Genomic DNA, 26,698 nt, shown 5'->3' with positions numbered 1-26,698 from the left:
CCATGGATATGCGCAAGGGCGGCCTGGGTGTCAGCAGCAACGATTCGGGGTCCTATTCGGACTTGAATCGTTTGAACCAGCTCAAGGTCGGCGACAAGGACAGTGACGCGAACATGCGCAAAGTGGCGCAGGAATTCGAGTCGCTGTTCCTCGGTGAAATGCTCAAGTCCATGCGCTCGGCCACCGATGCGCTGGGCAAGGACAATCCGCTCAACACGCCAGCGGCCAAGCAATACCAGGAAATGTACGACCAGCAGTTGGCCGTTTCCATGTCCCGCGAGGGCGGCGGTATCGGTCTGGCGGACGTGCTGATGCGCCAGATGTCGAAGAACAAACCGCTGGCGCCGGGCGAGGCCGCAGCCGCGTCCGCCGCCAAGCAGGAAGCGGCGAAAGCGGCCGTGCCGACACCGGTTGCCGCAGGCACCGCGGCCACCGACGGTCCGCTGTCGCGGCTCAATGGTCAGCGTCCGTTGTGGGCCTCGCGTTCGGTGAAAGCGCCAACAGGCGAGGGCACGCATCACAATGACATGGAGCTGATCAATCAGCGCCGTCTGGCCTTGCCGCCGAAACTGGCCGATCGCTTGCTCGCCGGCCTGGTGCCTTCGGCAACGACTGCCGCTACAACCCCGAACAAAGCCTTGCTGCCTGAGCGCGCCGCGACTCCGGTCGTGACCGGTGCCGGCCCGCTGTTCAATGGCGACTGGCTGCCCTCGCCAACCGATAACAAGTCGAGCGGACGTCTGCAGGTTTACGGCCGTGCGATGGCGCAGATTCCGCTGGCACCACCGAAGAAAGCCTTCAGTTCCGCCGACGAATTCGTCAACACCATGCTGCCGATGGCCAAGGAAGCCGCCGACCGTATCGGCGTCGATCCGCGTTACCTGGTGGCCCAGGCGGCCCTGGAAACCGGTTGGGGCAAATCGGTCATGCGTGCCCAGGATGGCAGCAGCAGTCACAACCTGTTTGGCATCAAGGCCAGCAGCAGTTGGAAGGGGGAATCGGCGCGAGCGATCACCAGCGAATTCAGGAATGGCGAGATGGTCAAGGAGACGGCAGAGTTCCGCTCCTACGATTCGTACAAAGACAGCTTCCATGACCTGGTGACTTTGCTGCAAACCAATAATCGCTATCAAGATGTTCTGAAGTCTGCCGATAACCCAGAACAGTTTGTACGCGAGCTGCAGAAAGCCGGGTATGCGACAGACCCGGCCTACGCAAGCAAGATTTCGCAGATAGCCAAGCAGATGACGAGTTACCAAAACTACGCTGCGGCGGGCGCTTCTACTACGCCTCTATAGGCACAAGGCATAAGGTCTGAACCATGAGTTTGCTCAATATCGGGATGTCGGGTCTGGCTGCTAGCCAATCCTCGTTGATGACTACCGGCAATAACATTGCCAACGCCGACACCGCCGGTTATTCACGCCAGCAAACCGTGCAGGGCACCAAAGCCTCGAATCAGTTCGGCAATGTCTACATCGGCACCGGTACGACCCTGGCCGATGTGCGTCGCGTCTACAACAGCTACCTCGATGCGCAACTGCAGACCACCACCTCGCTCAACAGCGATGCGGCTGCGTATGCCGGGCAGATCAGCCCGCTCGACGCCTTGCTCTCGGACAGCGGCACCGGCCTCAACGGCGCCCTGACCAAGTTCTTCGCCTCGGTGCAGAACGTCAACGCCAAGCCGGGTGATGACGCGTCGCGCCAGCTGCTGCTCAGCGATGCCCAGGCCTTGAGCAATCGTTTCAACTCGATCTCCAGCCAGTTGACGCAGCAGAACGCCAACGTCAACGGCAACCTGGCGAACATGGCCGATCAGGTCAACAAACTGGCCGCCACCGTGGCGCAGTTGAACCAGAAGATTTCCGAGATTTCCAAATCCGGCGGCATGCCGAACGAGCTGCTCGATGCGCGTAACGAAACCGTGCGTCAGCTCTCCACCTTCACCGGTGCGCAGGTCATCGAACGCGACGGTAACCTTGACGTTTATCTGGGCAGCGGCCAGCCGCTGGTCATCGGCGGCACCGCCAGCACCCTGTCCGTGGCGTCAAGCCTGAACGACCCTTCGCGCATGGGCATTCAGCTCAATCGCGCCGGTAGCACCGTTGACATCACGTCGGTGATGACCGGTGGTGAAATGGGTGGTTTGCTGCGCTATCGCAGCACCGTACTGGACCCGGCGATGAACGAACTGGGCCGCGTGGCGCTGGTTGTCGCCGATCAGATGAACAGCCTCCAGGCTCAGGGCATCGACAAAAACGGTGCGTTCGGCTCGAACCTGTTCAACAGCATCAACAGTGCCGCGCAGATGGCCAGCCGCAGTGTTGCCACCGTCGGCAACAGTGCCGGCTCGGGTAACTTTGATGTGAGTATCGAAGACAGCGGCAAGCTGACCATCAACGACTACAAGGTCACCTTCACCAGCGGCACCAACTACACCGTGTCGCGTCTGCCAGATGGCACGTCCATGGGCGCTTTCAGCACCCTGACCACGCCGCCGCCGGTAATCGACGGTTTCTCGCTGAAGCTTTCCGGCGGCACCGCCGCGGCGGGCGACACGTTCAAGATCACGCCGACCCGCAACGCGGCGGCGAACATCAAGACCGAGATGACCGACAGCAAGCGTCTGGCCATCGCGGCACCGTTGAGCGCGTCCATCGCACCGGGCGGTAGCGGCACCTTGACGATCCCGGCCAGTGGTCAACCGACCCTGACCACGCAGTTTGATATTTATGACTCGGCGACCACTCTGGCCATTCAGAACGGGCTGCAGAATTCGACTCCGGTCAAAGTGGTTTTCGGTGCCGGCGGTGGCACCACCCAGACTTACCAATTGCTCGATGCCAAAGGCAATGCACTCAGCAGCGGCACCATTGTGCCTGGCCAGAACAATACGCTCAGCCTGAGCATTCCACTGGTCGACGCCAGCGGCGCCGCGATCATGGATCCGGGGCCACCCGCCGTGCAGCGTACGGCGACCTTTGATATGACCGTGGCCGGTTCGCCAGGTCAAGGCAGTGCAATTAACGTCACGCTCAGTCAACCGGGTACGCTGGACAACCGTAACGGTACCGCACTGGCCGGCTTGCAGACCAAGCAGACCGTGGATACCGGTTCGGCCAGTAAAGGCATTTCCCTGACCGACGCCTACGGCAAACTGGTCGAAGGCGTCGGCGCCAAGGCCGCGCAAGGCAAGCTCGACAGTGCCGCGACCACCGCTATCCTGGCCAACGCCAAGGGCGCTCGCGATTCGCTGTCGGGTGTCGACCTCGATGAGGAAACCGGCAACCTGGTCAAATATCAGCAGTACTACACCGCGTCTTCGCAGATCATCAAGGCTGCGCAGGAAATCTTCAGCACACTGATCAACAGTCTTTAAGGAGTCGTAGCCCATGCGCATTTCTACCGCCCAGTTTTACGAGTCCTCTGCTGCGAACTACCAGAAAAATTTCGCCAACGTAGTCAAAAGCAGCGAAGAGGCCAGCAGCCTGGTTCGCGTCAACACCGCCGCCGATGATCCGGTTGGCGCCTCGCGTCTGCTGCAGTTGGGTCAACAGGCGTCGATGCTTGATCAGTACAAGGCCAATACCACGACCATCAAGGCGACCCTGGGCACGACCGAAGCGGTGATGACCAGCATCAATAGCGTGTTGCAGCGCGCCAAGGAATTGGCTGTGGGCGCCGGCAACGCCGGTTACACCGATGCCGATCGCCAGGCCAACGCATCGGAGTTGGGGCAGATCGAAGAGCAGTTGCTGAGCCTGATGAATAGCAAGGACGAGAACGGCAAATACATCTTCGCCGGTTCCAAGGGCGATACAATTCCGTTCACGCGTAACAACGATGGCACCTACAGCTACAACGGCGACCAGGTGACGCTTGACCTGGCGATCGGCGACACCATGTCGATGGCCACCAACAGCACCGGTTGGGAAGCGTTCCAGCAGGCGATCAACACCAGCCGTAGCGAGGTCACCCGGACCGCGCCGGTCGTGGATGACGGCCGCGTGACCCTGTCCAACGGCCAGGTGTCGTCGAACGTCACCTACAACGCCAAATTCCGCAGCGGCGAGCCGTATACCGTGGACTTCGTCAGCGGCACCCAGCTGAAAATCACTGACTCGGGCGGCAACGACGTGACTGCCGAAGCCAGTCAGGGCGGTGCGTTCGACCCTGCCAGCAAGAACGGCCAGGCCGTCACTTTCCGTGGCGTCGAGCTGACCCTGAACATCAACCTGAGTGCCGGCGATACGGCGGCGACCGTGCTGCCTGGCCACACGTTTACCCTGGCGGCCAAGCCGGACACCTTCAGTGCAACCGGCAGCCCGGGCAACGCTTCGGCGGCGCAGGTCACCACCAGCAGCATCACCAACCCGGCGGATTACCACGCCAGTTTCCCTACCGGTTCGGCGATCCTCAAGTTCACCAGCGCCACCGCCTTCGACCTGTATGCGGCGCCTTTGACGGCCAGCAGTAAGCCTGTGTCTAGCGGAACCATGGCCGGCAGCGTCGCCACTGCATCGGGTGTGAGTTTCACGTTGAGCGGTGCGCCGGCTGCCAACGATCAGTTCAGCATCGCGGTCAACACTCACGAAACCCAGAACATCCTGGACACCGTGAGCCAACTGAAAACCGCTCTGAATACACCAACCAATGGTGACCCGATCGCTACTCAAAAGCTGCAAGCGTCACTGGCTTCCGGTATTGCCAACCTGGCCAGCGGCACCGATCAGCTGTCCAGCGCCTTGAGTTCGGTGGGTGGTCGCGGTGCTGCTCTGGAGACCCAGAACGATACCAACCAGAGCCTGACGCTGGCCAATGCCCAGACCCAATCGTCAATCCGCGATTCCGATCCGGCTGAAGTGATGACCCGTCTGACCTTGCAACAAACCATGTTGCAGGCCTCGCAACTGGCCTTCAGCAAGATCGCTCAGTTGGGCCTGTTCAACAAGGTCTGAGCCAGCGCCTGCCGAGCTGCCAACCGTCTTTTTGTAAGCGGTTCCGGGGCCTCTGCCTGAAAGGGTAGAGGCCCGCCGCTCGAGAGTTTCCTGCCGTGAATCAACGCCCCCTCGTCAGTATCGTCATCCCAGCCTTCAACCCGCGCTTCTTCAGTCAGGCATTGGAAAGTGCGCTCGCCCAGACCTACGAGCACATCGAGATCGTCATTTGTGACGATTCGTCCGGCGACGATATCCGCGACATTGTCGAGGCCTTCATCGAGCCGGCTCACCCGGCTCACCCGGTTCGCTACTTGCGTAATCCGCAGCGTCTGGGCTTGCAGAAGAACGTATTGCGTTGCGTCGAAGAAGCCCGTGGCGAATTCATCAAAGTGCTGTGTGATGACGACCGTCTGTTTTCACCCAGCGTAGCCTTGCAGGCGCAGGTGTTGATCGACCACGCGGACGTGAATGTGGTCTTTGCCCTGCGGATGCTCAGCGACGCCGGCAATTTCATCCTGCCGCCACGGGTCGACAATTGCCGGTTCTCACCGAACGACGCCTTGCTCAAGGGCGATGACATGCTGGCGATCTTCGAAGGTACGCCGAAGAATTTCCTCGGCAACTTCAGTTCGACCCTGATGCGTCGCGTCGATGTACTGGAGCTGTTGCCGGCGCTGATTCAGGAAGGCGCCGGTTTCGTCGCCATGCTCGATTTCGCCTTGTTCGTGTGCTTGATGCGTCGCGGCAATCTGGTGTCGCTGAGCACTGTGCTGAGTACCGAACGTTTGTACCCGGAGCGTCTGAGCAAAACCCCGGAAATGGTCAAGGCCGCAGCGGTGGAGTGGAGCTGGCTTTCGCAGATGCTCGCGGCACGCAGCGGTGAATCGGCACCGGCATCGGGTTGGGTGCGCTACATCGAGCTGACTAAAATCACCGACCAGCCCCACGCCTGGGAAGAATTGTGCGTGGTGCGCATTTTGGGCAACCGCAACACAGTGGTGAATGGTCGGGTGGGCGGGGAGAGCGAAAGCTACGCCGATTTCTATCGCGAATGGCTGGCGATCCGCAGGTTCTCCGATGTCGAGCAGCAGCTCATGCCGCAACGCCTCGACAGCTGGGCGTTCCGTCCGCAGATCGTGCCGATTGTGATCGACAGCGGCGCTGACAGTGCAGCGTTGAACACTACGTTGCAAAGCATCAGCCGACAGCTTTACACGCCGCAGGCGGTGGTGGTGCTTTCTGATGCCTTGTGTGCGACCGACGATCGTGTGGTGCAGTTGCCGTTCCAGGCGGATTGGGCGCAACAACTCAACGCGGTGGTGCCGCAGCTGGAAGGCGCTCACTGGTTTTATCTGCTGCAAGCTGGCGACACTTTGCGCGAGTCGGCCCTGCTGATCCTGGCTGAACGCATTGCGGGTTCGGCGGGCATTCTCTGTGCCTACAGCGATGAGGGCGCGCTGGTCGATGGCGAGTCGATCGACCCGGTGTTCAAACCCGATTTCAATCTCGATCTGATGCGTGCTTATCCCTACGTCGGCCGAACTCTGGCCTTCGAGCGGCAGCGCTTCATGACGCTGGGCGGCTTCGATTCGGCTCACGGTGAGCTGGCGCCGCACGATTTGTTATGGCGTCTGGTGGAAGAGGCCGGGCCGCAAACCATTGAGCACATCGCCGAAATCCAGATTGAGTCGAGTCAGTCTTTCGCCGCCTGGCTGTCGTTGCCGGAGGTGATCGAGAACAATGCCGGGATGGTCAGCGCACACCTGGATCGTATTGGTGTGGCGCACTCGATCCGGCAGGAAGAGTTGCCGTTGATCAACCGAATCGACTACCTCCATGGGGCGCGCCCTTTGGTGTCGATCATCATCCAGACCGGCGATTCGCTGTACGCGTTGCAGCGGTGCATCGAAGGCCTGATCGAGCGCACGGCTTACGGCCAATACGAAATCCTGATCGTCGACAGCGGCACGGACGACCCGGCGATGCTCGACTGGCTGGAGGCGATGGCGCAGCTGGGCGCCGCAATGCTGCGAGTATTGCGTTACGCCGGTGATGCCAACGACGCGGCGATCCGTAACTTTGCCGCGAGCCTGGCGCATGGCGAATATTTGCTGCTGCTCAGCGCGCAGACAGTGATCTGCGACAGCGACTGGCTGGATGAAATGCTCAATCACGCCCAGCGCCCCGAAGTGGGTGTGGTCGGTGCTCGTATCCTCAGCCCCGAGGGCTCGATCGTCAGTGCCGGGTTGATTCTTGGCCTGGCCGGGCCGGTCGGTTCGCCATTTTATGGCGAAGCGGCCGGTTCTCGCGGCTACATGCAGCGATTACACGTAACCCAGAATTGGAGTGCGGTGAGCAATCTCTGCCTGATGGTGCGCAAGCAAGTGTTTGATGAACTCGAGCAGTTCGATGAGGTGACCTTCACCCAGGGCCTCAGCGACGTCGACTTGTGTTTACGGGCAGGCAACGATGGTTATCTGGTGGTCTGGACGCCTTACGCCAGCGTGGTATGGGTGCAGCAAGAGGTGTCGCCGGCAGGGCTTTCGACACTGGCACTGCGCGAGCGTGAACAGGAGGATTTCTATCGCAAATGGCTGCCGAAGATCGCCAAGGATCCGGCCTACAGCCCGGCGCTGAGCCTTGGGATTTCCAGCTTCAGTCTGGAGCCGTCACTGCGCAATAACTGGAACCCGTTCTGCACCCGTGCCTTGCCGTTGATTCTCGGTCTGCCGGTTAACAGCACCGCCGTTGGCCATTACCGGGTAACCGCGCCACTGGCTGAGCTCGAAGCAGCCGGTCGGGTGATCGCGCGGGTGGCCTATGAGTCGCCGTCGACCGTGGAGATCGAGCGTCTGTCACCAGACACGATCATTCTGCAAGGGCGTTACAGCGAAGGCGCTGCGGGTGACATTCTGCGGATGAAAAAGTACTCCAGTGCGCTACGAATTTTCGAACTCGACGACTACATCGTCAGTGCGCCGAAGAAAAACACCCACGCCCGCAACAAACCGGTCAATACCGAGCAGCTGTTGCGCGAAGGCATTGGCCTGTGCGATCGCGTAGTGGTCACCACTCAGCCGCTGGCCGATGCCTTGTCGAGCATGCATAGCGAAATCCGCGTAGTACCGAACATGCTATCGCCGGCCCCATGGGCGACGCTGACCAGCCATCGGCGCACCTCCAGCAAGCCGCGAGTCGGTTGGGGGGGCGGCACCAGCCACACCGGTGACCTGGAGATCATTGCCGAGGTTGTGCGCGAACTGGCGGACCAAGTCGAGTGGGTGTTCTTCGGCATGTGCCCTGATGCCTTGCGTCCGTATGTCCACGAGTTTCACTCCACCATCGGCTTGCAGAGCTACCCGTTCAAACTGGCCAGCCTGAACCTCGACCTGGCGCTGGCACCGCTGGAATTCCATATCTTCAACGACTGCAAAAGCAACCTGCGCTTGCTGGAGTACGGCGCCTGTGGATACCCGGTGATCTGCACCGACACCGAGGCCTATCGCGGCCATCTGCCGTGTACCAGGGTCTATAGCAACAGCACGGACGAATGGCTGCAGGCGATCCGCATGCACCTGGCCGACCCGGACGCCAGCTACCGTATGGGCGATGAATTGCGTGAAGCGGTTCACCGCGATTTCATGCTGCGGGGCGACAACCTCAATCACTGGTTGTGGGGTTGGTTGCCTGACTGATTCCGTGATTACCCTCTAAACGTCAAAAGATCGCAGCCTTGGGCCGCTACAGGGATGTTTTGACACCTGTAGCGGCCAAAGGCTGCGATTTTTTTTGTCCTGCGCAATTGGCTCACTTCCTGCAAGTCCCCCGTATATCGCCATAAAACCTTCACCCCAATGGGTGTGAACGGCTCAATGGCTGCGGGTAAATGATGTGCATCTGACGGTCCGCCCACCCTCGCGAGGGTGCCCAGGCCGCGCGAAGAGCAAGAGGACAGCGATGAAGGCAGTAATTCTGGCAGGTGGTCTCGGTACGCGGATCAGCGAAGAGTCGCACCTCAAGCCAAAGCCAATGATCGAGATCGGCGGCAAGCCAATTCTTTGGCACATCATGAAACAGTACTCCGCCCACGGAATTCATGACTTCGTGATCTGCCTTGGCTACAAGGGCTATGCGATCAAGGACTTCTTCGCCAACTACTTCTTGCACACTTCCGACGTCACTTTCGACATGCGCAACAACCGCATGGACGTGCACCAGAACTACAGCGAGCCGTGGAGCGTCACCCTCATCGACACCGGTGAAGAAACCATGACCGGTGGCCGCTTGCTGCGCGCCGGCCGTTACCTCAAGGATGAAGAAGCCTTCTGCTTTACCTACGGCGACGGCGTCTCCGATATCAATATCCGTCAACTGGTGGACTACCACAGCGCCCACGGTCGCCTGGCGACCGTCACTGCCGTACAACCGCCGGGCCGTTACGGTGCCCTGGAGCGTCACGGCGATCAGGTGCTCGGTTTCACCGAGAAGCCCCGTGGCGACGGTGGCTGGATCAATGGCGGCTTCTTTGTGCTTTCACCGAAAGTGCTGTCGTACATCGGCGGTGACGAGACCACCTGGGAAGCCGAGCCCTTGGCCCGTCTGGCCCAGGATGAACAGTTGAAGGCCTTCGAGCACGAAGGTTTCTGGCATCCGATGGACACCCTGCGTGACAAGAATCACCTCGAAGCGTTGTGGCAGAGCGGGGAGGCCCCATGGAAACAATGGGACTGAGTCCGGAGTTCTGGCGCGGCAAGCGGGTCCTGCTGACCGGCCATACCGGTTTCAAAGGCAGTTGGCTGACGTTGTGGCTGCAAAGCCTGGGGGCCGAGGTCAGCGGTTTTTCGCTGGACCCGTCGACCGAGCCGAGCCTGTTCGAGCTGGCGCGGGTGCACGAAGGCATCAACGATCAGCGCGGCGACCTGCGTGACCTCGGCGCGCTGCTGGAGCTGATCGCCGAAACCCAACCGGAAATCGTCCTGCACCTGGCAGCCCAGCCGCTGGTGCGCGAGGGTTATCGCGACCCGCTGGGGACATACTCCAGCAACGTCATGGGCACCCTCAATTTGCTCGAAGCGATCCGCCAGGTCGGTGGCGTGCGCGCCTGTGTGCTGGTGACGACCGACAAGGTCTACGCCAATCAGGAATGGCTGTGGCCGTACCGCGAAAACGAAGCCCTCGGCGGACACGATCCTTACAGCAGCAGCAAAGCCTGCTGCGAGTTGCTGGCGCAGTCTTACGCGGCGTCGTTCTTCCCGGCCGACAAACATGCCGAACACGGTCTGGCCCTGGCCACTGCGCGTGCCGGCAATGTGTTGGGCGGTGGTGATTTTGCACCAGAGCGTTTGATCCCCGATGTGCTTAAAGCCTGGTCCGCCGACGAACCGGTGACCCTGCGTTACCCACAAGCCGTACGCCCGTGGCAGCACGCGCTGGAGCCGTTGGCCGGTTACCTGCAACTGGCCGCCGGGCTCTACGAAAAGGGGCCGGCATTTGCCGGTGCCTGGAACTTCGGCCCGAGCGAAGCGGATATGTGCAGCGTCGGCGAAGTTGTCGAATTGCTTGCCAGCCGCTGGCCGCAAGCCCGTGGCCTGCGCATCGAACCAAGTGATTTGCATGAGGCCGGTCTGCTGCGCCTGGACAGCAGCCGCGCCCGTCAACTCTTGGCGTGGCAGCCACGCTGGTCGTTGCAGCAGTGCCTGACCCAGACCCTCGACTGGCATTTGGCGTGGCGGAACGGTGACGACATGCGCGCCATCACGCTGAGCCAGTTGAACCTGTACCGAGGCGCGCTGTGAGCGAGTTTCTGTTGCAGCCATTGCCGCTCGCCGGACTGTTCAGCGTGCAGCACAAACGCTTCGAAGATGAGCGCGGGCACTTTGCGCGGCTGTTTTGTGAAGGCAGCCTGAGTGCATTCGGTGAGCCGTTTCATATCCGCCAGATCAACCATTCCTGCACCCGCGAACGCGGCAGTGTGCGCGGTCTGCATTACCAGAACGCCGGCGCGCCGGAAGCGAAAATGATCACTTGCCTGCGCGGTGAAGTCTGGGACGTCGCGGTGGATCTTCGCCCCGACTCCGACACCTTTCTGCACTGGCACGCCGAACACCTGCGGGCCGGCGACGGTCGCAGCCTGTTGATCCCTGCCGGGTTCGCCCATGGCTTCCAGACCCTGACCGACGACGCTGAATTGCTCTACCTGCACAGCGCGGATTACACGCCGGTGCACGAGGGTGGTTTGAGCGTGAACGATCCACGGCTGGCGATTGCCTGGCCGTTGCCTGTCAATAATCTGTCGGCACGGGATTCCAGCCATCCTTTGCTTGATGAACACTTCGCTGGAGTACGTGTATGAACTGCCGTGGTTGCGGGACTCCTCTGGCCTTGCCGCTGATCGATCTCGGCACCTCGCCGCCGTCCAACGCGTATGTGCGCGCCGATCAGCTGGAACAAGCCGAGCAATGGGTACCGCTGAAAGTGGCGGTGTGTCAGCAATGCTGGCTGGTGCAGACCGAGGATTACACCAGCGCCGACAGCCTGTTCGACGCCGAGTATGCGTATTTCAGTTCGTTCTCCAGCACCTGGCTGGCCCATGCCGACAAATACGTCGCCGAAATGGTCGAGCGTTTCGGCCTCACCGCCGACAGCCGCGTGGTGGAAATTGCGGCCAACGACGGTTACCTGTTGCAGTACGTGGCCGGGCGCGGCATCCCATGCCTGGGCGTCGAGCCGACCCGCAGCACCGCACAAGCGGCGCGGGAAAAAGGTCTGGAGATCCGCGAGCTGTTCTTCGGCCGCGACACGGCATCGCAACTGATCGCCGACGGTTGGTCCGCCGACCTGATGGCGGCCAATAACGTGCTGGCCCACGTGCCCGACATCAATGATTTCCTCGGCGGTTTTGCGACATTGCTCAAGCCGACCGGCGTGGCGACGTTCGAGTTTCCGCAGTTGCTGACCCTGATGGCCGGGCAGCAGTTCGATACGCTGTATCACGAGCACTATTCCTATCTGTCGCTGACCGCTGTCCAGACCCTGTGCGCGCGCAACGGTCTGGAAGTGTTCGACGTCAGCCAGCTGTCGACCCATGGCGGATCGCTGCGGGTCTTTGTCCAGCGCGCCGATGGTGTGCGCCGCGAGGTGCAGCCAGCGGTGGCTCAGCAGCTGCAAGCCGAACTCGCCGCCGGGGTGAAAACGCCCGAGTACTACGCGACCCTCGCGCCCGCTGCCGAACGCATCAAGCACGAACTGCTGCGTTTCCTGTTGCAGGCCAAGGCCGATGGCAAGCGCGTGGTCGGTTACGGCGCGGCGGCCAAGGGCAACACCTTGCTCAACTACGCCGGGGTCAAGCCGGACCTGCTGGCCTGGGTGGCCGACGCCAATCCTCACAAACAGGGCAAGTACCTGCCGGGCAGCCGCATCCCGATTGTTTCGCCCGCGCAGATCGATCTGGAAAAGCCGGATTACGTCCTCGTCCTGCCGTGGAACTTGCTGCACGAAGTCAGTCAGCAACTGGCCCAGGTGCGCGAGTGGGACGGCCGCTTTGTCATCGCCGTGCCTGAGTTGACCGTCCTGTGAAAGTCCTGGTCACCGGGGCGACCGGGTTCGTCGGCAGGCATCTGGTCGAGGCCTTGCTCGCCCGTGGCTGCGAAGTCCGCGCCGTAGCGCGTAACGCCGAGACCGCCGCGAACTTGCCGTGGATCAAGGCCGTGGAATTCGTTGCGGCGGATATTCACGCCGCCGATCTCGACATTGCCGCACTGACCGATGGCATCGATGCCTTGGCGCACCTGGCCTGGCCAGGGTTGCCGAACTATCAGGCGCTGTTTCACTTCGAGCACAACCTGATGGCCGACTATCGGTTCATCAAGGGCGCGGTGGAGGCGGGCGTCTCGCAAGTGCTGGTCACCGGCACCTGTTTTGAATACGGCCTGCAGAGCGGACCGCTCAGCGAGCAGACCGCGCCTCTGCCGAGTAATCCTTACGGCCTGGCCAAGAACACCTTGCGCCTGTTCCTCGAGAATCTGCAGCGGGTTCAACCGTTCAAGCTGCAATGGGCGCGGCTGTTTTACCTGCACGGCGAGGGGCAAAACCCGAACAGTTTGCTGGCGGCGCTGGACCGGGCCATCGATGCCGGCGATGCCAGTTTCAACATGTCGGCCGGCGAGCAGTTGCGCGATTACCTGGCCATCGACACGGCCGCCGGCTACCTCGCCGCCATCGTGCAACAGCGTGAATTCGACGGCGTGATCAATTGTTCCAGCGGCCAACCGGTTTCGGTTCGGGCGCTGGTCGAGCAGCGTCTGCGCGAGCGTGGCGCGGCGATCCGCCTGAACCTCGGTCACTACCCATACCCGACCCACGAACCGATGGCGTTCTGGGGCGTGGCGGACCGTTTGCAACAGCTACTGGGAGCAGAGCATGAGGCATGAGTTGTATCGGGTCGCCGACCTGCCGGTGTTGCAGAACCGCACCTTTGCCGACCCTGCGTCGGCGAAAGCGTCGGCGTGCGCCGACATGGTCTTGGTGCAGGACGAAAAGAGCGGGTTGATCTTCAACCAGGCCTTCGATGCCGACAAGCTCAGCTACGACGCTGACTACCAGAACGAACAGGCGCACTCGGGTCAGTTCCAGAAGCACTTGAGCGATGTCGAAGGCATCATTGCCCGTCACTTCAAGGGTCAGGAACTGATCGAAGTCGGCTGCGGCAAAGGGTACTTCCTGGAGTTGCTGAAAAGCCTGGGCTACGCCATCACCGGCATTGACCCGGCCTACGAAGGCAACAACGCTGACGTGATCAAGGCGCCGTTCACCCGCGGCCTGGGGCTGGCGGCGGACGCCATTGTGCTGCGCCATGTGCTGGAACATATTCAGGACCCGGTGAGTTTCCTCGCCGAAATGGCCGACGCCAATCAGGGCGGGCAGATCTACATCGAAGTGCCGTGCTTCGACTGGATCCTCGAGCATCGTGCCTGGTTCGACCTGTTCTACGAGCACGTCAATTATTTCCGCCTCGACGACCTGCGCCGGATGTTCGGCACCGTCCACGAGGCCGGTCACCTGTTCGGTGGCCAATACCTGTACATCGTCGCCGACCTGGCGACCTTGCGCCTGACCCCGGATCAACCGGTGTCGCGCCTGACGCTGCCCGAAGATTTCACCACCAGCCTCGACCGAGCCGTGCAGATCATTCAGGCCGCGCCCGAGCAAGGTTCGGCGATCTGGGGCGCGTCGTCCAAAGGCGTGATCTATTCGCTGTTCCTGCAACGGGCCGGCGTGGCGGTGGATCGTGTGGTGGATATCAACCCGGCCAAACAGGGTCGGTATCTGCCCCTGAGTGGCGTGCGGGTGTCCTCGCCACAAGAAGCCATGGATGCGTTACCCGAAGGCGCCAACCTGTTTGTGATGAACTCCAACTACCTCGAAGAAATCAAGCGGATGACCGATGGACGCTACGTCTATCACGCCGTCGACAGCGCTTCGTTCCAGTGACCATTGAGAATTTTGAAATGACCGACAACAGCATCAATAAAGCCTTCGAAGCCGAATGCCGGGAACAGATCGCCCAGCAAGGTGATGACCAGAAACTCACCGGCCTGGCCCGGGACTTCTTCAACGAATCGGCCAAGCACAAATACAGCTACCACTTTTCGTGGATGGGCCGTCCGATCATTCAGTTGCCGCAAGACATGATGGCGATGCAAGAGATCATCTGGCAGGTCAAACCGGATCTGGTCATCGAGTGCGGCATCGCCCACGGCGGTTCGATCATCTACTACGCCTCCCTGTTGGAGCTGCAAGGCCACGGCGAAGTGCTGGGTATTGACCTCGACATCCGTCCGCACAACCGCGAAGCCATCGAAAGCCACCCGATGAGCAAGCGCATCAAGATGATCGAAGGTTCGAGCATTGATCCTGCGATCGCTGCACAAGTGCGCGCCGCGGCCGAAGGCAAGAAAGTCATTCTGGTGCTGGACTCTAACCACACTCACGATCACGTGCTCGAAGAACTGCGTCTTTACGCGCCGTTGGTCTCGGTGGACAGCTACTGCGTGGTGATGGACACCGTGGTTGAAGACATGCCGGCGGACTTTTTCCCGGATCGTCCTTGGGGCCCGGGCGATAACCCGAAAACCGCGGTGTGGAAGTACCTGGAAGAAAACAAGGACTTCGAGATCGACCAGCAGATGCAAAACAAACTGCTGATCACCGTGGCGCCAGACGGCTATCTGCGTCGCGTTCGTTAATCAAAAGTGGTTTCAGGTTCTTGGCGATTGGCCGGTTGTGGGGATAGGAAGATGCAGGTTCAAAACAGTGCTCAAAACAACGTTGCACCGCTGAACGAGCGGTTTACGGTGGTGGTGATTTCTCACAACCGGAACGCGTTCCTGCGGCGCACTTTGCAGTACTACAGCAGCTATCCCTGCACGGTTCTGGTTCTGGACTCCTCTGCTGAGGGTGACGAGAACATGGCCCGGGACTTCCCGTCGGTCGACTATCGCCACTTGCCGCAATACACCTACAAGGGGCTGCAGGAAAAACTCACCTACGGCGTCAATCAGGTCACCACGCCTTACATGGTGTTTGCCGCCGATGACGACTTCCTGCTGCACCGCGCACTGACCGAGTCGGTGGAGTTTCTCGAAGCCAACCCCGACTACGGCCTGTGCCACGGCTACGGGATCATGTACCTGACCCGCGCCACTGAAGTGAACTACTTCCGCCGCGACCGCAAGGTTCATGAGGACTACAACTCGGAGCAGGCTGAAGACCGTGTCGTGCGGTTCATGGATAATTTCCTGCCACCGTTCTATGCGGTCACCCGTACCGATCTGCTGCAACAGTGGTACAGCCTGCTGCCACCGGGCACCGGTTTCGAATGGCAGGAGATCGGCCACACCTTCTACCTGCTGGCCTGTGCGAAGGCACGGATCCTGCCGATTCCGTTCGCCGTGCGGGAAATGAACTATGGCGCCTCGGACCACAACACCAACGTGTTGACGGTGCTGACCTTCAAAGACGCCAAAAGCGTTGCCGAGCGCGAGCAGTTTGCCGAATTCCTGGCCTCGATCCCGACGCCACTCAGCGCCAAGGGGGCGGTCCAGGCCAAGCAGATCGCCCTGGACAGTTTTACCGCCATGGCCGATTGCCTGATCGAAGGTCGCTCGCTCAAAGGCACCATGATTATTCGCTCGGCCTGGCGCGAGGCGGGGGAAGAGCCGATTCGTTCGTTCGGCCCCGAGCAATTCGTCGAAATGCCGTTCTACAATAAACCGGTGTTCGACCTGCTGACCGAGTTCGAATTCCTGCTGCATGCCATGCCTGCCGGACGCCTGCAACTTCAGGAACTGGAAGGCATCCTGCTCAAGCAGCATGAGTTGATGCAAATTCACCCCAATGACACTGACCGCACTGTGCGTAGCCGGTTGTGGGAGGCCTTGAGCCTGAACGTGTTCAACCGGGCGGTGGTCGAGCGCCTGGCGGAGTCGTTGAAGGACAGCGAAGAGCCGGAAGAAGGCCTCAAGCTGCAAGCCTGGGCCGAGCGACTGAACGCTTTACCGGGTCAGCAAGACCGCCGATTGTTCGAGAACATGCCGTCCGGCCGGTTGCTGAACTGGCTCGAAGCGCGTAACCCGGATGCCGCGCAGCTCAAGGCAATCGCCGCACAGTTGGCCAGGCACAATGGCGGTCCTCAGTTCGGCATTCTGTTGCTGGATCTGGACGCCGACATGGTCAAGTTGCAGGCGACCTTCGATAGCTTGGTCGCTGGTCACTGCAGGGCGTTCAACCTGGTGGTGTTCACCACCGGTGATTTACCGGCGACCACGACCGTGCGCGACACCGTGCACTTCGTCAAAGTCAGCACAACCAATTATGTGGAGCGCATCAACCAGATCGTCGCCCAGTCCACTGCCGATTGGCTGTTGCTGGCCGAGGCCGGAGATCAGTTCACTGCCAGCGGTTTGCTGCGCGCCAGCCTTGAGCTGGCCGGTGCCGAGGGTGTGCGTGCGGTGGCGATGGATGAGCTTCAGCGTCAGGCCAACGGCGCTCTGGCGGATGTATTCCGTCCAGGGGTCAACCTCGACCTGCTGCAAACCGTGCCGTCGTTGATGGCGCGCCACTGGTTGATCCAGCGTGATGTGTTGGCTCAGGCCAAAGGTTTCTCGACCGAGTACCCCCAGGCTCTGGAGTTCGATCTGTTGCTGCGCCTGATCGAGGACGGTGGCCTGGCAGGGCTGGCGCATCTGGCCGAACCCTTGCTGATTTGCAATGCCCCGTTAGAAGAATCCAGCGCTCAGGAACGTCAGGTGCTGACCCGCTCTCTGGCGGCGCGCGGTTATCGCGCTCAGGTCAGCTCGGCACTGCCGCTGACGTACCAGATCGACTATCAACACGCTGAACGGCCGCTGGTGTCGATCATCCTCCAGAGCCAGGACAACCTTGAGTCGCTGCAACGGGCGCTGGTCAGTGTGCTGCAACGTACCCGTTATCAGCGTCACGAAGTGCTGATTGCTGACAACCACAGCCAATCCGAAGAACTCGCAACCTGGCTGAGCAGCCTGGAAGGCAAGGGCGATCGCCTTCGTGTACTGCGCAGCGGTCAGCGCCTGAGCGCCTCGGCGCTGAACAATTTTGCCTGTGGCGAGGCCAAGGGGAACTACCTGGTATTGCTATCGGCAGAATCCGAAGTGGTCAATGCCAATTGGCTCGACGCCATGCTCAACCAGGCCCAGCGTCCGGAAGTCGGCATCGTTGGCGCCAAACTGATGGACATTCGTGGCGTCACCACTCAGGCCGGTCTGGTCCTGGGTTTGAATGGCGATATCGGCTCGGTCTTTGTCGATGAACGTAAGGACGCCAAGGGCTACATGAACGGCCATCAGGTCGAGCAGAACTACTCGGCAGTGTCCGGTGCCTGTCTGATGATTCGCAAGGACGTGTTCGAAGCGGTAGGTGGTCTGGACGAGGAGCATTTCGACGAAGCGTTTGGCGATATCGACCTGTGCCTGAAAGTCGCCGATGCCGGTTACCTGACTGTCTGGACACCACAAGCGCAACTGTTGCATCCGGGCGTGCTGCCTGAGGCAACCCAGGCTCGCGCCGCTCTGCGCGACAAGTGGCAAGCACGCTTCGAACAGGATTCAGCCTACAACCAGAACCTGGCCTTGACCGGCAAGGGCTTTACCCTCGGCGATGCTTCCAGCGTGAATTGGACGCAGTTGCTCGCATAAGCTACCTGATCAGCAAAAGGACTCAGCACATGTGCAACGGCAAAATGAAGTTCAAGGACGCTTGTGGCCGCCTGCTGGTTGGGCATTGTGTTGAGTCACGGTCATGATGCCGTACCGGATTCCCTACGGCCGACAAAACATTGATCAGTCAGACATCGACGCTGTCATTGAGGTACTCAACTCGCCCTGGCTGACTCAGGGGCCGACGATCGAGCGCTTTGAAAAAGCCCTGGCCGAACACTGCCAGGCTGAATATGCGGTAGCCGTGTGCAATGCCACGGCGGCGTTGCACATTGCCTGTCGGGTCGCAGGGCTTGGTCCGGGCGATTACCTCTGGACCAGTCCCAACACGTTTGTCGCTTCGGCCAACTGCGGTCGATACTGCGGCGCCGACGTCGATTTCGTCGACATCGACCCGCACACCTTGAACCTGGATGCACGGTTACTCGCAGAGAAATTGGAGATCGCCGAAGCGGCCGGGAAGTTGCCCAAAGTGGTGGTGGCGGTCGCGTTCGCGGGGCAGAGTTGCGATATGCGCGCGATCTCGCAGTTGTCCGAACGCTATGGCTTCACCTTGATCGAGGATGCTTCCCATGCGGTGGGCGCTTCGTATCTGGGGCGGCCGGTGGGGTGTGGCCAATACGCGGCGATGACAATTTTCAGCTTTCACCCGGTGAAGATCATCACCAGCGCCGAAGGTGGCATGGTGCTGACCAATCGCCCGGAATTCGCCGACCGTTTGCGCCGTTTGCGCAGTCACGGTATTACCGGTGATCCGGCTCAGATGAGCGTGCCGGACACAGGGTTGTGGTACTACCAGCAATTGGAGCTTGGCTTCAATTACCGCATGACCGACTTGCATGCCGCCTTGGGCCTGTCGCAAATGGCGCGGCTTGATGCGTTTGTCGCCCGACGTCGTCAATTGGCCGCGCGTTATGAAACACTGCTGGCGGGTATTGCGGTGACATTGCCGGCCGTTCAGTCAGGTGCCGAATCGGCCTGGCACCTGTACGTTGTCCGGTTGCAGCTGGAACAGATCAAACTCAGCCAGACTCAGGTGTTCGAAGCGTTACGGGCTGCCGGGCTGGGGGTGAACCTGCATTACATTCCAGTGCATTTGCAGCCGTATTACCGTGAGCAGGGTTTCAAGGACGGCGACTTCCCTGAGGCCGAACGTTATTTTTCCGAAGCCATCAGCTTGCCGTTGTACCCGGATCTGACGGATGAGGAGCAGGATGAAGTGGTGGGGCATTTGAGGCGAATTCTGGGTTGAACATCATGATGTATCGTCGGGCGGCGGGGGGCTGGTTGTGAGCTGCGTAGCCATCATTCCGGCCCGGGGCGGCAGCAAGCGAATCCCGCGCAAGAACCTCAAACCGTTCGACGGCGTGCCGATGATCGTCCGCTCGATCTGTACGGCGCTGGATTCGCAGCTGTTCGATCAGGTGGTCGTCAGCACCGACGATGAAGAAATCGCCGAGGTCGCGCGGGTGCACGGTGCTCAGGTGCCGTTCATGCGTCCGGCGTCGTTGGCCGACGATTTCACCGGCACGGCGGCGGTGATGGTGCATGCCTTGAATGAGCTTGCGGCGTTCGACTATGCCTGTTGTATCTACGCGACCGCACCCCTCTTGCAGGCACGGTTTCTGCGTCAGGGCTTTGAATTGCTGGAGCAGAACCCGGATAAATCCTTCGCGTTTTCCGTGGCCGGTTTCGGCTTTCCCGTGCAGCGTGCCTTGACCCTCGACGAACACGGCGCGTTGACGTCGTTGTACCCGGAATTTCGCAACACCCGCTCGCAGGACCTGGCCGAAGCCTTTCAAGATGCGGGGCAGTTCTACTGGGGGCGCAGCGAGGCCTGGTTGCGCGGCGATGTATTGTTTTCCCCGGCGAGCCTGCCGGTGATTCTGCCGCGGCATCTGGTGCAGGACATCGATACCCTCGAAGACTGGAAACGCGCTGAATACCTTTACGCCGTGTTGAAGGCTGGAGGCGAACTGCAATGAGGGTGCTGATTCGCTCCGACGCATCGCCGACCATTGGCAGCGGGCATATCGCTCGCTTGTTGCCCCTGGCCAGAACCTTGCGCAAGCAGGGTTCACATGTTGCCTTTGCCTGTCGCCTGCTGCCGGGCCATCGGTTGGACAGTCTGGCGGCCGAAGGTTTTGAAACCTTCGCGCTGCCGGGGCGTTATCCCGATGAAGACCCGCAGCAAGGCATCGAATCCATGCTGCCGTGGCAGGCGGACATCGACGCGTTGGCGCAGGCATTGGAAAACCATCCGCCGTTCGACTGGATCATCGTCGATCACTACGGCCTTGACCATCACTGGCAAACGGCGGCCCGGCGCTGGGCGCTACGGATCGCTGCGGTGGATGATCTTGCCACTCGCCAGTACGCCGTCGACCTGCTGCTCAACCAGAACCTGTCGGGCACGCCAGCGGCCTATGACTCACTGCTCACGCCTGGCTGCCATACGTTGTTCGGCCCACGTTTCGCGATGCTGCGCGATGAGTTCCGTTGCCCGGCGATCCCGATCAAACCGCAGGCCAAGCGGGTGTTGGTGAATTTCGGCGGCTTCGATGCGGCGATGCAGACTCATCACGCGATGCTGGCCATGGCGGATTTCGATGCGCTGGAAGTCGATTTCGTTGCCGGAGCCGACAACCCGGCCTGGGACGATATGCAGGCCATGGCGGCGACTCGGCCGAACTGGCGCTTGCACAGTTTTGTCAGCGACTTCTACCGGCTGATGACCGAGGCCGACCTGTTTGTCGGTGCCGGTGGCGGGACAAGTTGGGAGCGGGCGGCCATGGGGCTGCCGACGATTTGCATTGCGGTCTCGAACAATCAGCAGGCCAATGGCGAGGTCATGGCCGCCTCGGGTGCCCATGTCTACCTGGGCCCTCGTGAGCAGGTGAGCATCGAGCAACTGCGCCAGGCCATCGGTTTTGTCGCGGGCAATCAGGGGATACGCCAGAGCCTGGCCGATCATTCGCGGCAATTGGTGGATGGTCGGGGGGCGCAGCGGGTGGCGGCAGCGTTGGCCGGTGCGGTGTTGCAGATCCGTCTCGCGACCGCAGACGATGCACGGCTTCTGTTCCACGGACGCAACGCCGAGGCGGTTCGGCGCTGGTCGCTGGACGCCGGGGCGATTGAATGGTCGTCGCATCAACATTGGCTGGCCGCCAGTTTGAATAATGCGCGGCGCTTGCTGTTGATCGCCGAAACCGATGACGGTCCGGTGGGGGTGTTGCGTTATGACGTGCGCGGTTTTGAAGCCGAAGTCTCGATTTATCTGTTTGAAGATCGCATCGGCCTGGGCTGGGGCAGGGCGCTGCTGGTCCGCGGCGAGACGTTCGTGACGGCCCACTGGCCGCAACTGACGGCCATCACCGCCCAAGTGTTGCCGGACAACCAGCCTTCGCTGAAGGTGTTTCGCGAAGCCGGTTTTACTCAGAGTGCTTGCGCGTTCACGCGCGTATTAAAGGAACGCAGCAATGACTAGCTTCAAGATCGGCAACCGCTCCATCGGTGCCGACGCGCCGCCGTTCATCATCGCCGAGATGAGCGGCAACCATAACCAGTCGCTGGACATGGCGCTGCAAATCGTCGAAGCGGCGGCCAAAGCCGGCGCGCATGCCTTGAAGCTGCAAACCTACACCGCGGACACCATGACCCTGGACCTGGCCGAAGGTGAGTTCTTCATCAAGGACCCAAAGAGTCTGTGGGCCGGAACCTCGTTGTACGCGTTGTACGAGAAAGCGCATACGCCGTGGGAATGGCACGCGCCGATTTTCGCCCGGGCCAACGAACTGGGCATGCTGGCGTTCTCCACGCCGTTTGATGACAGCGCCGTCGACTTCCTCGAAAGCCTCGATGTGCCGGCGTACAAGATCGCCAGTTTTGAAAACACCGACCTGCCGCTGATTCGCCGGGTCGCGGCCACCGGCAAGCCATTGATTATCTCCACCGGCATGGCCAGCATCGCCGAGCTCGACGAAACCGTGCGCGCTGCCCGTGAGGCGGGATGCAAGGACCTGGTGCTGCTCAAATGCACCAGCACGTACCCGGCAACACCGGCCAATAGCAATGTGCGCACGATTCCACATTTGCGTGAATTGTTTGGCTGCGAGGTCGGCCTGTCCGATCACTCCATGGGCGTCGGCGTGTCTGTGGCCGCCGTGGCGCTGGGAGCGACTGTGATCGAAAAGCACTTCACCCTCGACCGTGCGGCCGGAGGGGTGGACGCCAGTTTCTCCCTGGAGCCGGCCGAACTGGAAAGCCTGGTGATCGAAACCGAGCGTGCCTGGCAGGCTATGGGTCAGGTGCATTACGGGGTGACCGAGGCCGAGCGCAAGTCCCTGGTGTACCGACGCTCGCTCTATGTCACGCAAGATATGGCGGCCGGAGAGCCGTTTACCGTCGCCAATCTGCGTGCCATCCGTCCTGGCCTGGGGCTGGCGCCCAAACACGCCGAAACCCTTCTGGGCCGCCGCGCCCGCCACGCCATCCAGCGTGGAACCGCGCTGGACTGGTCGTTGGTCGAATAACGCCTTGTCGGTCTGTTTCGGCAAAATAGCGTGACCTGCGAGTCATAACGCGCATCTTCACTGTATTGTATAAATCGGGGAGGTGGCGCCTGGTCTCTGTTTGGCCCAGTGATAGCCTTTTATTCTTCCCGTTGTCGCCTCCATGGGGCGACGTTTTTCACTGTTTGTCGGCGCCCCTCGAATCATTACGAGCGGTGGTATTGGGCTGTTTATTATTGGGAAGCCGTAATGATTGGCATAAAAAGCATTGCGAGCTACGTTCCTGTAGCCGGCGTGGACAATTACGCACAAGGTGCAAAATTCGAAAAGGATGAAGAGTTCATCCTGGGCAAAATCGGTTCGGCCTTCCTGCCGCGTAAAGACGCCGGGCAGGAAACGTCGGACCTGTGTGTCGAAGCAGCCAACGCGCTGTTCGCCAACAACCCTGACTTGAAGCGTGAATCCGTCGATGTGCTGATCGTCGTCACCCAGAACGGCGACGAAGAAGGTTTGCCACACACGGCCGCCATCGTTCAGGACAAGCTGGGCCTGCCGACTACCGTGGCGGCGTTCGATATTTCCCTGGGCTGCTCCGGCTACGTCTACGGCATCTACGCGATCAAGGGCTTCATGGAAGCCGCTGGCCTGAAGAATGGCTTGCTGATCACCGCCGACCCTTATTCGAAGATCGTCGACCCGGAAGACCGCAACACCACCATGCTCTTCGGCGACGCCGCCACCGCGACCTGGATGGGCGAAAACGCGCCCTGGCAGCTGGGCAAAGCCAAGTTCGGCACCGACGGTTCCGGTGCGCCGCACTTGAAAGTCACCGACGGCGTGTTCTACATGAACGGTCGCCAGGTGTTCAACTTTGCACTGCTCAAAGTCCCGGCGCACTTGCATGAGCTGCTGGCTGACTCGCAACTGACCGCTGATGACATCGACGCCTTCTGCATTCACCAAGGCAGCGCCGCGATTGTCGACGCCGTGGCGCGCCGCTTCGAAGGCGAGCCGGAGAAGTTCATCAAGGACATGGTCGAGACTGGCAACACCGTGTCGTCGAGCATTCCGCTGCTGTTGGAAAAACACGTGCTGGACTCCGACTGGAAGCGCGTTGCGCTCAGCGGTTTCGGCGTTGGCCTGTCCTGGGGCTCGGCGATCCTCTACCGCCCTTGAACAAGGCGTCTTAGTCAAAGAAAGCCAGACACAAAAAAAGCGCTCAAGGTGTAACCTTGAGCGCTATTTTTTTGCCCGAACACAATGCGAGGCGCCATGAGCGAGTTCTTTGAGCACAACGTCGACGTCATCCAGCAACGCTGGCCGGCGTTGGCTGTGCGCTTGCTGGTCGAAGACACGAGCCTGCTACAGGCTGATCTGGTGGAAGGCCTGGGCTCGACGCTGAGCATCAATGGCATTCAGCTGACCAGCCGCCATGATCGCAGTCGCGAGGCCGTGCTTCAGGCCGACAGTTTGCCGCTCGACAGTCCGGTGGCGCACGTCTACGGCACCGGGCTCGGCGATCTGCAAATGGAGTTGCTGCAACGCGCCGGTCTTGAGCATTTGTACGTGCACATCCTCAACGGCGCCGTGTTTGCCCTGGTGCTGCAACTGCTCGATCAACAGCCGTGGCTCAGCGATCCCAGGGTCGAGCTGTTGTATGCCGGCGATCTGGGAGAAATCCAGCTGCCGTTTTTTGCCTTGCCCTCCGAGCTGGTACTGGCCGACGATTTCAGCGCGAAGATCCGTGATCGCCTGATCAGTGAAACCCATCTGACCTTCAACAATCGTGAGTTCGATCCGCAGTCGCCTGAAATCGTGGAGCGCTTGCAGGTCAGTCTCAAGTGGTTGCTGGGCGATCGCGACGTGACCGAGTTGTTCGGTTCACAGCCGGGGCGGGAGGTGTTTGTCATCGCCACCGGGCCAAGCCTGGAACAGCACTTTGCGACCTTGCGCGCCATTCGCAATGAAGCCGAGCGACCGTTGTTCATCTGCGTCGACACGGCCTATCGTCCGCTGCTCAAGCACGGCATTCGTCCTGACATTGTCGTCAGCATCGACCAGCGCATTTCGCAGCGGCACCTGCCGTCTGAAGGCACGGCCGACATCACGCTGGTGTACATGCCCATGCTTGATCCGGCGGTGATCGAGGCCTGGCAGGGGCCGCGTTATGCCGGTTATTCCGCGAGCCCGATCTACCAGCAGCTGCGTCGGCAATTGCCCAGGGGCGAGCTGTATGTTGGCGGCAGCGTGATTCACCCGGCGGTCGACCTGGCGGTGAAAATGGGCGCTGTGCAAATCACGCTGTTCGGCGCCGACTTTGCCTTCCCGGGTGACAAGACCCACGCAGGGTGGAGCGATGGTGATCTGGGGCCGCAGATGGGGGCTGCCAAGCACTGGGTGCTGGATGGCCACGGCCAGCGCATCAAGACTCAACTCAACTTCCGCAGCTATCTGTGTGAGCTGGAGCGTTTTATTGCGGGCCACCCACAGGTACGTTTCCATAACAGCAGTCGGGCAGGGGCGATGATCGCCGGTACGGTTTTTCATCCGGAGTTTGCGTCATGAGCGCGCTTGAAACCTTCGTTGCCGATGCGCAGCACTGTGCAGCCTTGTTCCGTCTGGGGCGTGATGTCGAAGCCAGCCTGGTAATGATCGAGCTGGTCGGTGAAGTGCATCCGGCATTTGACTCCACGCCGCAGTCATCGCAAAAGCAATGGGCTTTTTTGCTCAGCAAAATGTTCGCGTGTCAGGAAGCGCAGAACTGGCTCGCATTGGCTGATTACCTGGAATATGAACTGGTCGAGTTGCTGACCGAAAGCCTGTCTGTTTAAGCAATATCCCTTCTGTCGGTGCCGGCGAGTCCTCGCCAACCTGTCGCCGACATTTCCCTGGCGTCATTTTTTCGCTGCCGGATCATCGCCAACCCCTTGATTTACGGGGGGTGGCAACGTGATGGCAAATAATTTTGAAAATCCCCTAAAGCAAGTTGCATTGGCGACGATAACTATTACGAAGGTTCTCTAGGCCATACCCGGCGGTTGCCAGGGCCGGAAGCCGCAGTACCCAACCAACGAGGAATTCGTCATGGCTTTAACAGTAAACACCAACGTCACATCGTTGAACGTTCAGAAAAACCTGAACCGCGCTTCCGACGCTCTGTCGACATCGATGACTCGCCTGTCTTCCGGCCTGAAAATCAACAGCGCTAAAGATGACGCCGCCGGCCTGCAAATCGCTACCCGTATGACTTCGCAGATCCGCGGTCAGACCATGGCTATCAAAAACGCCAACGACGGTATCTCGATCGCTCAGACCGCTGAAGGCGCGATGCAAGAATCGACCAACATTCTGCAGCGTATGCGTGAACTGGCTGTTCAATCCCGAAACGATTCGAACGGCACCGCTGACCGCGCTGCTCTGAACAAAGAATTCGCTTCGATGTCGGACGAACTGACTCGTATCGCCAAGTCGACCAACCTGAACGGCAAGAACCTGATCGACGGCACCGCTGGCACCATGACCTTCCAGGTTGGTTCCAACACTGGCGCTACCAACCAGATCACCCTGACCCTGGACAGCGGCTTCGACGCAGCTACCCTGTCGGTTGACTCGGCTACCGTTCAGATCACTGGTAACAACTCGGCAACCGCCGAAGCTTCGATGAACAACGCGCTGACCAAAATCGACGCCGCTCTGGCCAAGATCAACTCCAGCCGTGCTGACCTCGGTGCTGCACAAAACCGTCTGTCCAGCACCATTTCCAACCTGCAAAACATCAACGAAAACGCCAGTGCTGCACTGGGTCGCGTACAAGATACCGACTTCGCTGCTGAAACTGCACAGCTGACCAAGCAACAAACTCTGCAACAAGCTTCCACCGCAGTTCTGGCTCAGGCCAACCAACTGCCATCCGCTGTACTGAAACTGCTTCAGTAATAGCTGAGTGAGTTTTGGCGGGGGAGTGTGCATGTCGCGCTCTCTCGCTTTTTTGGTT

General features: G+C 60.4%; 20 protein-coding genes. All 20 read left to right on the top strand.

The genetic code is table 11. The annotated features are described in order from the left end of the window. The first annotated feature begins 2 nt into the window (after window positions 1–2). Window positions 3–1,298: a flagellar assembly peptidoglycan hydrolase FlgJ gene (flgJ, locus tag JIO00_RS21505; protein WP_010457011.1), complete on the top strand. Its 1,296-nt coding sequence runs from the start codon at window positions 3–5 to the stop codon at window positions 1,296–1,298. A gap of 23 nt (window positions 1,299–1,321) precedes the next feature. Continuing rightward, entirely contained in the window at window positions 1,322–3,382 is a 2,061-nt protein-coding gene (gene flgK, locus JIO00_RS21500; protein ID WP_010457010.1) for a flagellar hook-associated protein FlgK, read from the top strand. Between the two features lie 13 nt (window positions 3,383–3,395). Next, window positions 3,396–4,961, top strand: coding sequence for a flagellar hook-associated protein 3 (locus JIO00_RS21495; protein ID WP_172791454.1), 1,566 nt, complete (start codon window positions 3,396–3,398; stop codon window positions 4,959–4,961). A gap of 95 nt (window positions 4,962–5,056) precedes the next feature. After that, window positions 5,057–8,638 carry a glycosyltransferase gene (locus tag JIO00_RS21490; RefSeq protein ID WP_200666806.1) on the top strand — a complete coding sequence of 1,194 codons (3,582 nt, stop codon included), beginning with the start codon at window positions 5,057–5,059 and terminating at the stop codon, window positions 8,636–8,638. 262 nt (window positions 8,639–8,900) lie between these two features. After that, on the top strand, window positions 8,901–9,674 hold the full coding sequence (gene rfbF, locus JIO00_RS21485) for a glucose-1-phosphate cytidylyltransferase (protein WP_008072576.1): 774 nt from the start codon (window positions 8,901–8,903) through the stop codon (window positions 9,672–9,674). Further along, window positions 9,656–10,738 (top strand): CDP-glucose 4,6-dehydratase, encoded by a 1,083-nt coding sequence (gene rfbG / locus JIO00_RS21480; protein WP_169856630.1) that lies wholly within the window; start codon window positions 9,656–9,658, stop codon window positions 10,736–10,738. The genes rfbF and rfbG overlap by 19 nt, the downstream gene beginning before the upstream one ends. Further along, window positions 10,735–11,295, top strand: coding sequence for a dTDP-4-dehydrorhamnose 3,5-epimerase family protein (locus JIO00_RS21475; RefSeq protein WP_200666805.1), 561 nt, complete (start codon window positions 10,735–10,737; stop codon window positions 11,293–11,295). Before rfbG ends, JIO00_RS21475 begins: the two co-directional genes overlap by 4 nt. Then, complete coding sequence (locus tag JIO00_RS21470; RefSeq protein ID WP_200666804.1) at window positions 11,292–12,518, top strand: class I SAM-dependent methyltransferase; 1,227 nt, start codon at window positions 11,292–11,294, stop codon at window positions 12,516–12,518. The genes JIO00_RS21475 and JIO00_RS21470 overlap by 4 nt, the downstream gene beginning before the upstream one ends. Continuing rightward, the gene (locus tag JIO00_RS21465; protein ID WP_010457003.1) at window positions 12,515–13,372 is read left to right on the top strand and encodes an NAD-dependent epimerase/dehydratase family protein; all 858 of its coding nucleotides are present in this window, start codon (window positions 12,515–12,517) and stop codon (window positions 13,370–13,372) included. The genes JIO00_RS21470 and JIO00_RS21465 overlap by 4 nt, the downstream gene beginning before the upstream one ends. Further along, window positions 13,362–14,432: a class I SAM-dependent methyltransferase gene (locus JIO00_RS21460; protein ID WP_154501397.1), complete on the top strand. Its 1,071-nt coding sequence runs from the start codon at window positions 13,362–13,364 to the stop codon at window positions 14,430–14,432. The genes JIO00_RS21465 and JIO00_RS21460 overlap by 11 nt, the downstream gene beginning before the upstream one ends. 17 nt (window positions 14,433–14,449) lie before the next feature. Further along, window positions 14,450–15,187, top strand: coding sequence for a cephalosporin hydroxylase family protein (locus JIO00_RS21455; RefSeq protein WP_010456998.1), 738 nt, complete (start codon window positions 14,450–14,452; stop codon window positions 15,185–15,187). Window positions 15,188–15,238: 51 nt separating this feature from the next. Continuing rightward, a complete protein-coding gene (locus JIO00_RS21450; protein WP_200666803.1) occupies window positions 15,239–18,172 on the top strand; it encodes a TIGR00180 family glycosyltransferase in 2,934 nt (977 codons plus the stop codon). A gap of 103 nt (window positions 18,173–18,275) precedes the next feature. Further along, window positions 18,276–19,445, top strand: a complete 1,170-nt coding sequence (gene pseC / locus JIO00_RS21445; RefSeq protein WP_010456993.1) for a UDP-4-amino-4,6-dideoxy-N-acetyl-beta-L-altrosamine transaminase — start codon at window positions 18,276–18,278, stop codon at window positions 19,443–19,445. 37 nt (window positions 19,446–19,482) lie between these two features. Then, window positions 19,483–20,178, top strand: coding sequence for a pseudaminic acid cytidylyltransferase (gene pseF / locus JIO00_RS21440; protein ID WP_200666802.1), 696 nt, complete (start codon window positions 19,483–19,485; stop codon window positions 20,176–20,178). Then, the gene (gene pseG, locus JIO00_RS21435; RefSeq protein ID WP_145309656.1) at window positions 20,175–21,680 is read left to right on the top strand and encodes a UDP-2,4-diacetamido-2,4,6-trideoxy-beta-L-altropyranose hydrolase; all 1,506 of its coding nucleotides are present in this window, start codon (window positions 20,175–20,177) and stop codon (window positions 21,678–21,680) included. The genes pseF and pseG overlap by 4 nt, the downstream gene beginning before the upstream one ends. Further along, window positions 21,673–22,725: a pseudaminic acid synthase gene (gene pseI, locus JIO00_RS21430; RefSeq protein ID WP_154501393.1), complete on the top strand. Its 1,053-nt coding sequence runs from the start codon at window positions 21,673–21,675 to the stop codon at window positions 22,723–22,725. Before pseG ends, pseI begins: the two co-directional genes overlap by 8 nt. A 228-nt stretch (window positions 22,726–22,953) precedes the next feature. After that, window positions 22,954–23,880 carry a ketoacyl-ACP synthase III gene (locus JIO00_RS21425; protein ID WP_010456985.1) on the top strand — a complete coding sequence of 309 codons (927 nt, stop codon included), beginning with the start codon at window positions 22,954–22,956 and terminating at the stop codon, window positions 23,878–23,880. A gap of 96 nt (window positions 23,881–23,976) precedes the next feature. Continuing rightward, window positions 23,977–25,269, top strand: a complete 1,293-nt coding sequence (locus JIO00_RS21420; protein WP_200666801.1) for a motility associated factor glycosyltransferase family protein — start codon at window positions 23,977–23,979, stop codon at window positions 25,267–25,269. Further along, window positions 25,266–25,535, top strand: coding sequence for a hypothetical protein (locus tag JIO00_RS21415; RefSeq protein ID WP_200666799.1), 270 nt, complete (start codon window positions 25,266–25,268; stop codon window positions 25,533–25,535). The genes JIO00_RS21420 and JIO00_RS21415 overlap by 4 nt, the downstream gene beginning before the upstream one ends. Window positions 25,536–25,788: 253 nt before the next feature. After that, entirely contained in the window at window positions 25,789–26,640 is an 852-nt protein-coding gene (locus JIO00_RS21410) for a flagellin domain-containing protein (RefSeq protein WP_008072599.1), read from the top strand. Window positions 26,641–26,698: the final 58 nt, after the last annotated feature.

Origin of the sequence: Pseudomonas sp. SW-3, assembly GCF_016615645.1 — a bacterium.
Taxonomy (GTDB): domain Bacteria; phylum Pseudomonadota; class Gammaproteobacteria; order Pseudomonadales; family Pseudomonadaceae; genus Aquipseudomonas; species Aquipseudomonas mandelii.
Note: the sequence above shows the minus strand (reverse complement) of the source record. Positions and strands in the feature narration are given on the sequence as shown.

What these genes read in the sequence shown, in the direction of transcription:
- flgJ (WP_010457011.1), top strand. Translation starts at nt 3, where the DNA reads ATGGATATGCGCAAGGGCGGCCTGGGTGTCAGCAGCAACGATTCGGGG.
- flgK (WP_010457010.1), top strand. Translation starts at nt 1,322, where the DNA reads ATGAGTTTGCTCAATATCGGGATGTCGGGTCTGGCTGCTAGCCAATCC.
- JIO00_RS21495 (WP_172791454.1), top strand. Translation starts at nt 3,396, where the DNA reads ATGCGCATTTCTACCGCCCAGTTTTACGAGTCCTCTGCTGCGAACTAC.
- rfbF (WP_008072576.1), top strand. Translation starts at nt 8,901, where the DNA reads ATGAAGGCAGTAATTCTGGCAGGTGGTCTCGGTACGCGGATCAGCGAA.
- rfbG (WP_169856630.1), top strand. Translation starts at nt 9,656, where the DNA reads ATGGAAACAATGGGACTGAGTCCGGAGTTCTGGCGCGGCAAGCGGGTC.
- JIO00_RS21470 (WP_200666804.1), top strand. Translation starts at nt 11,292, where the DNA reads ATGAACTGCCGTGGTTGCGGGACTCCTCTGGCCTTGCCGCTGATCGAT.
- JIO00_RS21460 (WP_154501397.1), top strand. Translation starts at nt 13,362, where the DNA reads ATGAGGCATGAGTTGTATCGGGTCGCCGACCTGCCGGTGTTGCAGAAC.
- JIO00_RS21455 (WP_010456998.1), top strand. Translation starts at nt 14,450, where the DNA reads ATGACCGACAACAGCATCAATAAAGCCTTCGAAGCCGAATGCCGGGAA.
- JIO00_RS21450 (WP_200666803.1), top strand. Translation starts at nt 15,239, where the DNA reads ATGCAGGTTCAAAACAGTGCTCAAAACAACGTTGCACCGCTGAACGAG.
- pseC (WP_010456993.1), top strand. Translation starts at nt 18,276, where the DNA reads ATGATGCCGTACCGGATTCCCTACGGCCGACAAAACATTGATCAGTCA.
- pseG (WP_145309656.1), top strand. Translation starts at nt 20,175, where the DNA reads ATGAGGGTGCTGATTCGCTCCGACGCATCGCCGACCATTGGCAGCGGG.
- pseI (WP_154501393.1), top strand. Translation starts at nt 21,673, where the DNA reads ATGACTAGCTTCAAGATCGGCAACCGCTCCATCGGTGCCGACGCGCCG.
- JIO00_RS21425 (WP_010456985.1), top strand. Translation starts at nt 22,954, where the DNA reads ATGATTGGCATAAAAAGCATTGCGAGCTACGTTCCTGTAGCCGGCGTG.
- JIO00_RS21420 (WP_200666801.1), top strand. Translation starts at nt 23,977, where the DNA reads ATGAGCGAGTTCTTTGAGCACAACGTCGACGTCATCCAGCAACGCTGG.
- JIO00_RS21415 (WP_200666799.1), top strand. Translation starts at nt 25,266, where the DNA reads ATGAGCGCGCTTGAAACCTTCGTTGCCGATGCGCAGCACTGTGCAGCC.
- JIO00_RS21410 (WP_008072599.1), top strand. Translation starts at nt 25,789, where the DNA reads ATGGCTTTAACAGTAAACACCAACGTCACATCGTTGAACGTTCAGAAA.